The 9,332-nt window shown below is 74.0% G+C and carries 8 protein-coding genes and 1 pseudogene; 6 read left to right on the plus strand and 3 right to left on the minus strand.

What is annotated here, in order from left to right:
• Window positions 1-511: PH domain-containing protein (locus AB0K37_RS37605; protein WP_363989709.1), on the plus strand; the 511-nt coding region annotated here is incomplete at its 5' end.
• On the opposite strand, the gene sepH is transcribed toward AB0K37_RS37605, so the two are convergent.
• Window positions 483-2,246, minus strand: a complete 1,764-nt coding sequence (gene sepH, locus AB0K37_RS37610) for a septation protein SepH (RefSeq protein WP_363989712.1) — start codon at window positions 2,244-2,246, stop codon at window positions 483-485. The genes AB0K37_RS37605 and sepH overlap by 29 nt on opposite strands.
• A 442-nt stretch (window positions 2,247-2,688) precedes the next feature.
• On the opposite strand from sepH, the gene AB0K37_RS37615 reads away from it, so the two are divergent.
• Window positions 2,689-3,609: a hypothetical protein gene (locus tag AB0K37_RS37615; RefSeq protein ID WP_363989715.1), complete on the plus strand. Its 921-nt coding sequence runs from the start codon at window positions 2,689-2,691 to the stop codon at window positions 3,607-3,609.
• Window positions 3,610-3,640: 31 nt separating this feature from the next.
• Here AB0K37_RS37615 and AB0K37_RS37620 read toward each other — a convergent pair whose 3' ends face one another.
• Window positions 3,641-4,951 (minus strand): D-arabinono-1,4-lactone oxidase, encoded by a 1,311-nt coding sequence (locus AB0K37_RS37620; protein WP_363989718.1) that lies wholly within the window; start codon window positions 4,949-4,951, stop codon window positions 3,641-3,643.
• A 142-nt stretch (window positions 4,952-5,093) separates the two neighbouring features.
• Between AB0K37_RS37620 and AB0K37_RS37625 the strand changes: the two genes are divergently transcribed.
• The 3 genes from AB0K37_RS37625 to AB0K37_RS37635 are packed head-to-tail and all read left to right on the plus strand — an operon-like array spanning window position 5,094 to window position 8,125.
• A complete protein-coding gene (locus AB0K37_RS37625) occupies window positions 5,094-6,365 on the plus strand; it encodes a lytic murein transglycosylase (RefSeq protein WP_363989719.1) in 1,272 nt (423 codons plus the stop codon).
• 45 nt (window positions 6,366-6,410) lie between these two features.
• A complete protein-coding gene (locus AB0K37_RS37630) occupies window positions 6,411-7,319 on the plus strand; it encodes a ferrochelatase (RefSeq protein ID WP_363989722.1) in 909 nt (302 codons plus the stop codon).
• Entirely contained in the window at window positions 7,316-8,125 is an 810-nt protein-coding gene (locus tag AB0K37_RS37635; RefSeq protein ID WP_363989725.1) for an inositol monophosphatase family protein, read from the plus strand. The genes AB0K37_RS37630 and AB0K37_RS37635 overlap by 4 nt, the downstream gene beginning before the upstream one ends.
• Window positions 8,126-8,210: 85 nt before the next feature.
• Here AB0K37_RS37635 and AB0K37_RS37640 read toward each other — a convergent pair whose 3' ends face one another.
• Window positions 8,211-8,387 carry a hypothetical protein gene (locus AB0K37_RS37640; RefSeq protein WP_363989728.1) on the minus strand — a complete coding sequence of 59 codons (177 nt, stop codon included), beginning with the start codon at window positions 8,385-8,387 and terminating at the stop codon, window positions 8,211-8,213.
• Window positions 8,388-8,623: 236 nt separating this feature from the next.
• Here AB0K37_RS37640 and AB0K37_RS37645 point away from each other — a divergent pair.
• A pseudogene (locus tag AB0K37_RS37645) lies at window positions 8,624-9,235 on the plus strand (response regulator transcription factor); the annotation flags it as partial.
• Between the last annotated feature and the right edge of the window lie 97 nt (window positions 9,236-9,332).

A 9,332-nucleotide genomic window follows, 5' to 3' on the forward strand; every position in this document is an offset into this window, starting at 1 on the left:
CGACCCCGACCGGCGCCCCGCCCTCGTCGGGGTGGCCTGCTCCGCGGTCGCCCTCCTGATCGGATCCGGGACGCTGTTCTGGCTGCTGAGCAAAGACGTCGCCGTCCTGGCCGTCCTCGCGGGGCAGCCGTGGGTCGCGTGCGCGTGCGCCGCGACCTCCGTCTTCGCGGTGCCGCTGGGTCTGGACCGCTACCGCCAGCTGGGCCACGCCACCGACGGGGAGCGCCTCACCGTCCGGTCGGGCTCCCTGCGCCGCCGCCAGGTCGTCGTCGAGCACTCGGCCGTGATCGGCTGGCGGGTCCGCCAGACGCTCTTCCAGCGCAGGCTGGGCCTCGCCACCCTCTTCGCGGCCGTGGGCGCGGGCGACGGGGGCTGCTCGGCGACGGACATGTCCGAGGAGGACGCCGTGGCCCTCGCCGCCGCCATCACCCCGGCGTGGCTGACCCCGTTCCTGGACGGGCCGCCCGGTGCGGGCGCGGACTCTATTCCGGCCGGCGGGCACCGAACATGATCTCGTCCCAGGACGGGACGGAGGCGCGCTTGCCCTTGGCCTTGCGGCGCCTGGCGGGACGCTGCGTGCCCGCGGGCTCTCCGGCCGCAGCGGCGGCGGCGGGCGATCCGGTGACCGGCTTGTCCTGAGCGGCGGCGGGCATGGTGGGCCGCGCCGCCGGCTTCTTCTTGGCGGGCGGCCGCGCGGGCTGCCGCGGCGGAGCCACGGGCGTGCTCTCCGCGGCGGGCTCGCGGGCCGGAGCGGGCTTGCGGACGGGTCCGGCCTCCCGCTCCTCCTCGGGAACGCGCGGCGCGTCGTCCTCGACCGGCGGCCGGGCGGCGGCCGGCGCCTGCGGCGCCCCGGCGGGCTCGGCCGGTTCCTCCGGCTCGGCGGAAGGGGCGGGCTCGGGAGCCTCCACGGCCTCCGGCGCCGCGCCGACCGCTTCACGCACCTGTTGCGCCTCGTGCGCTTCGCCGGTCTCGCGGTCCTCGTGGCTTTCGCCCGCCTGCTCCCGCAGGGCCGGCTCGGCCGGTTCGGCGGACGCGTGCTCCTCTTCACGGACCTCTTCGGGGCCGTCCGCGTCGATCGCCTCGATCTCCTCGGGCGCCTGGGCCTCGTCCTCCGGCTCCTCGGCGGCCTCGGCGGGGCGCGCATCCTCCGCGGCGGTCTCGTCGGCGGTGCTCTCGGCGGCCGTCTCGCCCGGCTCGGCGGTCTGGTCCGCGGTCTCGTCGTCCACGCCGGGGGACCCGGCCGGTTCGGCCGACCCGAGCTCGGCGCCGACGTCGTGCGGCTCCTCGGCCTGGACGGCCGTGACGGCCTCGTCGGCGGGCGTGTCGGCGGAGGGCGCCTCCGGGGCCGCCTCCTCGGCGGGCGGGGCCGGAGAGGGCGGCTCAGGGGCGTGCGCGGCCGGACGCGGCGGGGCGGCCTCGCGCAGGGAGGGCGGCTCGGTCGCCTCGCGGAAGGCGGGCCGCGGGTCGACCATGCGGCCGCGTTCGACGATGTAGGCGCGGGGCTCGGCGGCGCGCAGCGGCTCGGGGGCCGGCTGCTCGGGCTCGGCGGGCAGGCCGCGCGCGGGCAGGCCGCGGCCGGGCGCGGCGTCGCGGTCGCTGGAGACGACCTTCATCGCGGGACGGCGCGGCACGAGCGGCGTGACGGTGTCGGAGAGCCCGTCGTCGTCGTCCCACTCGACGGAGGTCAGCCGGGCGGCGACCTCGTCCAGCGGGGAGACGTGCCGGCGGCGCGGGTCGAACGTCCACTCGGCGGCGTGCGGGCGGCCGCCCTCGAAGAAGGACAGCCGGACGCGCCAGGTGTTGTCCTCGCACTTCCAGGAGTCCCACTCGACCTCTTCCAGGTCGACGCCGCCGCGGCCGAGGCGCTCCTCGACGGTCTCGCCGAGCGGCGGGCCCGGGGTCGACTCGCCGGGGCGGCGGACGGAGACGCGCTGCGCCTGCTGGGCCATGTATTCGCGTTCCTGCAGGACCGGACCCTCGAACCAGCGGACCCGTTCGACCGGGATGCCCGCCGACTCGGCGATCTCCTCCGCGGTCTCCCCGGACCGGATGCGGGTCTGGATCTCCTTGGGGCGCAAGGGACTCTCCACTTCGATCTCGAACTGGCCGAGGCGGGAGAAGTGCCCACGGACCGCGGCGCGGAGCCGGTCGTCGACGGGCAGGGTGAACCGGGTGCCTCGGCCCGCGGTGGCCAGGACGAGGTACGTACCGTCCTCGCTGACCGCGACGAGGCGCAGCTCCTGCATGCGTGTCCTTCCTGCCCTGTCCAGACGGCACGGAGGACGCCGGACCGCGCGACCGTGCTCTCACGGTCGGCCGTCCGATGCCCACCGAGGGCGCATGCGTGCCCTTCCCCCGGGTTCCCGAGTCTCTCTTTCGGACACACCTGCTGCCAGCACCGTACCCGGCATGTCCGAACATCGCCGCTCTCGAAGCCCTCTTCACGAGGTCGAAGAGGGCACCTGACCAAGCTTGCCGGTGCCGCGACCGGCGGGGGGCCGCTCTGCTTGATTCTTGTCCATCCTTTTCCACACCGTTCCTGACGAGGCCGCGAACGCCCCGCCGCTTCGACGTTGCGAGCGTCACGTCGTGGGCAGGAACACCCGCGTCCTTCCGATCAGTTCAATCTCGGGGTGTCCGTGGCGACAGACAGGGGTGAGACAGGCGATGCCGCGCAAGCTGCCGGACGTGAGCACGACGCAGCTGATCGCGAGTGCGGCGGCGACGGCGGTCGCCGCCCTGGGCGCGTCCTTCCTGGGCGTGTACGGGACGATCATCGGCGCGGCCCTGATGAGCGTGATCTCCACGGCGGGGTCGGCGGTCGGCAAGCACTACCTCGACCAGGGCCGTGAGCAGATCAAGGAGCTGACGCACCTGCAGTCGGCGGTCCGGCGGCGGGAGATGGCCGAGGGCGCGGCCGGCGAGGCGACGAGCGCCGACCCGACCCGGACCGCGGTGTGGTCCGGCGATCCCGGCGCGACGCGCCTGGACCCCGTGTTCGGCGGGGGCGACCCGAACGCCACGCGGTTCGACCCCGGCGGCGACCCGAACGCCACGCGCCTGGACCCCGCGCAGACGGTCGCCGCCGCGTTCGCCGAGGAGGCCGGCGAGGACGCCGTCCGGCAGGTCGTCCGCCGCTCGGCGTGGCAGAGCACGGTGGAGTGGGCCAAGGCGCACTGGGTGATGCTGGTGGTCTCCTCGGCGGCGGTGTTCGCGGTCGTCATCGGCGGGATCACGATCTACGAGGCGGGCACCGGCCGGCCCGTGGGCGGTGGAGGCGGCAAGGGCCTGACCGTCACGAAGGTCCTCGACGGCGGGGGAGGCGCGAAGCCGGCCGACACGCCTTCGCAGAGCCCCTCCGGAGGCGCCACCGAGAAGCCCGGCTCCTCGCCGAGCGGCACGCCGACGAGCGAGGCGCCCACCGGGGGACCGGGCTCGACGGCGCCGCAGCCGTCGTCGGAGCCGACCGAGCGGCCGACGCAGGAGCCCACGACCGTGCCGCCGACGACGGCGCCGACGACGCCGGAGGCGCCCGCGACCACCGGAGGCCCGCAGGACGGCGGCCAGGGCGTCCCCGACCCGCAGGGGCGCGCCACCCCGGGCGGCTGAGCCCGGCGGCCGCAGGGAAGGCCGGGCGCGGCTAGTCGCCGAAGACCTGCCTCGTGTAGGGGTTCGCGAAGCGGCGGTCCGGGTCCAGTTCGTCCCGCAGGGCGCGGAAGTCGCCGAACCGGGGATACGCCTTCTCCAGGTAGGCGGCGTCGCGGGTGTGGAGCTTGCCCCAGTGGGGACGGCCGTCGAACCCGGTCAGAAGGTCCTCGACGCCGCCGAAGTAGTCCTCGTGCGGGTCGCGGTGGTAGACGTGCACGGCGATGAACGCGCTCCGCCGGCCGTGCGCCATCGACAGCCAGGCGTCCTCGGGGGGAAGCAGCCGGACCTCGATGGGGAAGCTGATCCGCCAGTCCCGCCTGGCGAACAGGGTGCGGAGTTCGCGCAGCGCGGGGACGAGCGCCTCGCGCGGGATCGCGTACTCCTGCTCTTTGAAGCGGACCGTGCGCGGGCTGGTGAAGACCTTGTACGAGGTGTCGCTGTAGGTACGGGCACCGAGCGCCTTGGCGGAGATGCCGTTGACGAAGGGCGTCGTGGCGGGGGCCCGGTGGGTGACCCTGTTGACGGCACCGAAGACCGTGTTCGACAGGAACTGGTCGTCCAGCCAGTGCCTGACCTTCGACAGCGGCTCCGCGGGACCCTCGACCCGGTTGTTGCGCTTGGTCAGGCAGCCCTCGGTGTGCGGGAACCAGTAGAACTCGAAGTGCTCGTTGGCGGCGTCGAACTCGTCCACGCGCGCGAGGACCTCGTCCCACTTCATCGGGGCCTCCTGCGCGCGCAGCAGGAACGCCGGGACGGTCCGCCAGGTGATGGCGGTGACGACGCCGAGCGCGCCGAGCCCGGCGAGGGCCGCGGCGAACAGGTCGGGGCGCTCCTCGCGCGAGCAGTTCGCCACGGTGCCGTCGGCGAGGACGAGTTCCAGGGCGTCGACCTGGGAGGCGAGGCCGGCGGCGTCGCGCCCGGTTCCGTGCGTCGCGGTCTGCAGGGCGCCCGCGACGGTCTGCTCCTGGATGTCGCCCATGTTGGCCAGCGCGAGGCCGTGCTCCTCCAGGACGCGGTTGAGCGCGTGGAGCGGCAGGCCGGCCTCGACGGTGACGAGCCCCGTGGCGGTGTCGACGGAGCGGACCGCGGTGAGCGCGGTGGGGCGGAGCAGGACCCCCTCGGCGACGGCGGCGCCGGTGAAGGAGTGCCCTGTGCCGGTCATGCGGACCGTGAGGCCGTCGGCGGCGGCCGACCGGACCGCGGCGGCCACCTCGTCGGCGCTGCGCGGTGCGGCGACGCGATGCGGTGTGGCCTGCTGGTTTCCCGCCCAGTTCTGCCACGTCTGCTTGGTCGCTGGGGACATGCGGTGACTCTACTCACGAATCGATCGTGAGGAAAGTTCACATTTTTGGGCGGCCCGAGCGGGGGCACAGAGTCGTCGATACCGTACGATCCGGTAACCACGGCAGGCTAACCGTCCGTAGCGAGACTCGTGGGGAAATGTTGTGGCTCCTCCTTCAGCTCCGCGCACCGGCGCGATCGGCGGTGGTGAGGCGCCCGCCGCCCGTCCGCACCAGCCCCGGACCGGGAAGAACCGGCCCGAGAAGAAGAAGCGGGATCCGCGGCGGACGGACGCGGCGCCGCGGCGGGGCGGGCGTGCGCTGCCCTTCCTCGCCGGCGGTATCGCGGTCCTGGCCGTCGCCAGCACCTCCGGCGGCGTCTACGCGGCGCTGACCACCGAGAAGGCGGATCCGGCCGGGGCCGAGTCGCCGCAGGAGGCGGCGCCGCCGAGCGTGCGCCCCGGCGACCCGGTCAACGTGGCCACCGGCGGCCAGGTCGCGCCGCTGCGCCGCGTCGTGCCGCCCGACGTGCTCGCCGTCGGCACCGCCTCGATCCCCGCCGCCAAGATCAACCAGATCGCGAGGCTCGGCAGGGTCGGGGACGTGGCGGCCGTCGCGGGCGGCGCCGTCCAGCTCCAGGGCCGCCAGGTGAACGCGCTCGCCGTGGACCCGTCGGCGTTCCGCTCCTGGACGCCCCCCGCGACGGCGAAGAAGACCGACCTGTGGGCCGCCCTGGCCGGGGACCAGTTCGTGGTGTCGCCGGCCGCCGCCCAGCAGCTCCAGCTCAACCGCGGCTACCAGTACCCCGTGGTGGCGCGGACGATGCCGAAGCTCACCATGGGCGGTTCCGGTCCGCTCGGCCTGCCCGGCATCGACATGCTCGTCAGCAGGAAGTCCGGGCAGGAGATGGGCCTCGTCCCCAACGTGGCGGTCCTCGTCAACGCGCCCGGGGTCGACCCCGCCAAGGTCGTCAAGGCCGTCGGCAAGGTCCTCGGCCCCGGCACGAGCGTGCTGAACCTGCACGAGAGCAAGTACCAGGCACCGGCGGACGGCGGCCGTCCGGGCAGTTACCTGGACCTCTACAAGCAGGCGGCCAGGAGCTGCCGCGGCCTGTCCTGGACGGTCCTCGCGGCGATCGGCCAGGTCGAGAGCGACCACGGGCGCAACGCCGGCCGCTCCAGCGCGGGCGCGCTCGGCCCGATGCAGTTCCTGCCCTCGACGTGGAAGGCGTACGGGGTGGACGGCGACCGCGACGGCAAGGCCGACATCATGAACCCCTACGACGCCATCCCGGGGGCGGCCAAGTACCTGTGCGCGAACGGGGCCGGCCAGGGCGGGCGGCAGCTCTACCGGGCGGTCTGGCAGTACAACCACGCCGACTGGTACGTCCAGAAGGTCCTCAACCTGGCGAGGGCGTACTCGGCGCGCTACGAGTGAGCACCCCCGGCGGGGAATCGACCCGAGGGCTGATTGGATGGACGCATGACGTCGTATGACGCGTTGCTTCTGCTGTCCTTCGGAGGGCCGGAGGGGCCCGAAGAGGTGATCCCTTTTCTGGAGAACGTCACCAGGGGCCGCAACATCCCCAAGGAGCGCCTGGAGGAGGTGGGGGAGCACTACTTCCTGTTCGGCGGTGTCAGTCCGATCAACCGGCTGTGCCGGGAGCTCAAGGCCGCGATCGAGGCCGACTTCGCCGCCAACGGCGTGGACCTGCCGGTGTACTGGGGCAACCGGAACTGGGCCCCCTATCTCGCCGACACCGTCCGGCAGATGAAGGAGGACGGGATCCGGCGCGCCGCCGCGTTCGTGACGTCCGCCTACAGCGGTTACTCGACGAACGACCAGTACCTCGCGGACATCGCGCGCGCCCGCGAGGAGGTGCCGGGCGCCCCTGAGATCGACAAGCTTCCCGTCTACGCGGACCGCCCCGGTTTCCTCGAACCGTTCGTGGACGCGACGAAGGACGCGCTGAGCCGCCTGCCCGAGGGCGCGCGGCTGGTGTTCACCGCCCACAGCGTGCCGCTGTCCCAGCCCAACCAGGAGCTGTACACCGCGGAGCTGCACACCGCCGCGCAGGAGGTCGCGCGCCGGGCGGCCCCCGGGGCGCCGTGGGACCTCGTGTACCAGAGCCGGAGCGGGCCGCCGAGCCAGCCGTGGCTGGAGCCGCAGATCACCGACCACCTGGAGGAGCTGCACGGGAAGGGCGTCCGCGCCGTGGCGGTCGTGCCGATCGGGTTCGTCTCCGACCACATGGAGGTCAAGTACGACCTCGACGTCGAGGCCGCCGACCGCGCCGCGGAGCTCGGGCTCGCGTTCGAGCGCGCCGCCACGCCAGGGAGCGACCCGCGCTTCGCCGCCCTGCCCCGCCACCTCCTGGAAGGCACCTCATGAGCCTGGCCGAGGAACTGCTGGACCTGGCCGCGGCGACCGCCCGCGAGGCCGGCCGGATGCTGGTCGACAAGCGGCCCGCGGGCGGCCCGGACGTCGTCCAGACCAAGTCGTCCCCGACCGACGTCGTCACCCAGATGGACCGCGCCGCCGAACGCCTGATCATCGAGCGGATCAGGGCGGTGCGCCCCGGCGACGGCTTCCTCGGCGAGGAGGGCGGAACGCAGGCCGGCGGGAGCGGCGTGCGGTGGGTGGTCGACCCGATCGACGGGACCGTCAACTACCTCTACGACCTGCCGGACTGGGCGGTCAGCATCGCCGCCGAGGTGGACGGCGAGGCCGTCGCCGGCGTGGTGGAGATCCCGCGCCGGGAGGAGACCTACACGGCGGTGCTCGGCGGCGGCGCCCTCCAGCACACCGCGGCGGGCACGCGCGAGCTGCGCGTGAACGCGCACGTGCCGCTCGGCCGGGCGCTGGTGTCCACCGGGTTCGGCTACGAGGCGGGACGGCGGGCGCGGCAGGCGGAGGTCCTCACCGGCGTGCTGCCGAACATCCGCGACATCCGCCGGGGCGGGTCGTGCTGCGTGGACCTGTGCTCCCTCGCGGCCGGGCGGGCGGACGCCTACTACGAGCGCGGCGTGCAGGCGTGGGACATCGCCGCCGGCGGGCTGATCGTCCGGGAGGCGGGCGGGCGCGTCGAGGGGCTGCACGGCGCGGCCCCCGGCCCGGAGCTGACCATCGCCGCCGGCCCGGGCACCTTCGAGGCCCTGCACGACCTGCTGGCCCCGCTCGACCCGGCCAGGGACTGACGCGAGCGGGCGGGAACGGCGACGGGGAGCCCGGGACCGGGTCCCGGGCTCCCCGTCACGGACAGCGCCTTGCGACGGCGGGGGGTCAGTCGCAGCGGGGCGGTTCGACGCCGATGTCGTTGTTCGCTGCGATCCGGCGCAGGTCTTCGATCTCCTCCCGGCGGATGTCCGCCAGGTAGGCGTCCCCATCCTGGTGGGCGCTCCGCAGCGACGCGTACGCGTCGTCGAGCCGCTGCTGGATCATGCGTGTCAACTCGCCCATGGGCCTCCTCCCGGATCGTGCCCATGCCTACCCAGGCCTAGGCTGAAGGTAAACCTGTCTTGCGATGCAATTTTCGCGGATCCTTGCGTCCGCGAGATCACCATCTGGCGTACCGGGAGAGGAACAGCTGCTTACGGGCGTCTTACGGCCTCCATGGCATATGTGAAGCGGGCATGTGTGATGCGCCATGTTCCGGGCGCGGGGCCGGTCGTGCCCCGACGAGGAGGGGAACCCTTTTGCGTGTTCTAGTCGTCGAGGACGAGCGCGTGCTCGCCGACGCGATCGCCACCGGCCTGCGCAGGGAGACGCTGGCGGTGGACGTGGCCTACGACGGCGCGGGCGCGCTGGAGCGGGCGGGCGTCAACGAGTACGACGTGATCGTGCTGGACCGGGACCTGCCCAAGGTGCACGGCGACGACGTCTGCAAGCAGCTCGTGTCGCAGCGCTACCCCGCGCGGATCATCATGCTGACGGCGGCGGGGGAGCTGGACGACCGGGTCGAGGGCCTGTCCATCGGCGCCGACGACTACCTGGCCAAGCCGTTCGCGTTCGCCGAGCTGATCGCCCGGGTGCGGGCCCTCGGCCGGCGCGCCGCCGCGCCGCTGCCGCCCGTCCTGGAGCGCGCCGGGATCACCCTCGACCCGGCCCGCCGCGAGGTCGCCCGCGACGGCCGCCCGGTCGAGCTGACCCGCAAGGAGTTCGCGGTGCTGGAGGTGCTGCTCAGCGCCGACGGCGCCGTCGTCAGCTCCGAGCACCTGCTGGAGAAGGCGTGGGACGAGCACATCGACCCGTTCACCAACGTGGTCCGGGTCACGATGATGACGCTGCGCAAGAAGCTCGGCGACCCCCTCCGAGGTGCTGCGGATCGGGGTGAAGATGGCGGGCGCGCTCGCCGCCACCCACGAGACCGACGTCCTCCACCGGGACGTCAAGCCCCAGAACGTG

The organism is Actinomadura sp. NPDC049753 (assembly GCF_040674655.1).
GTDB classification, from domain to species: Bacteria; Actinomycetota; Actinomycetes; order Streptosporangiales; family Streptosporangiaceae; genus Spirillospora; species Spirillospora verrucosospora.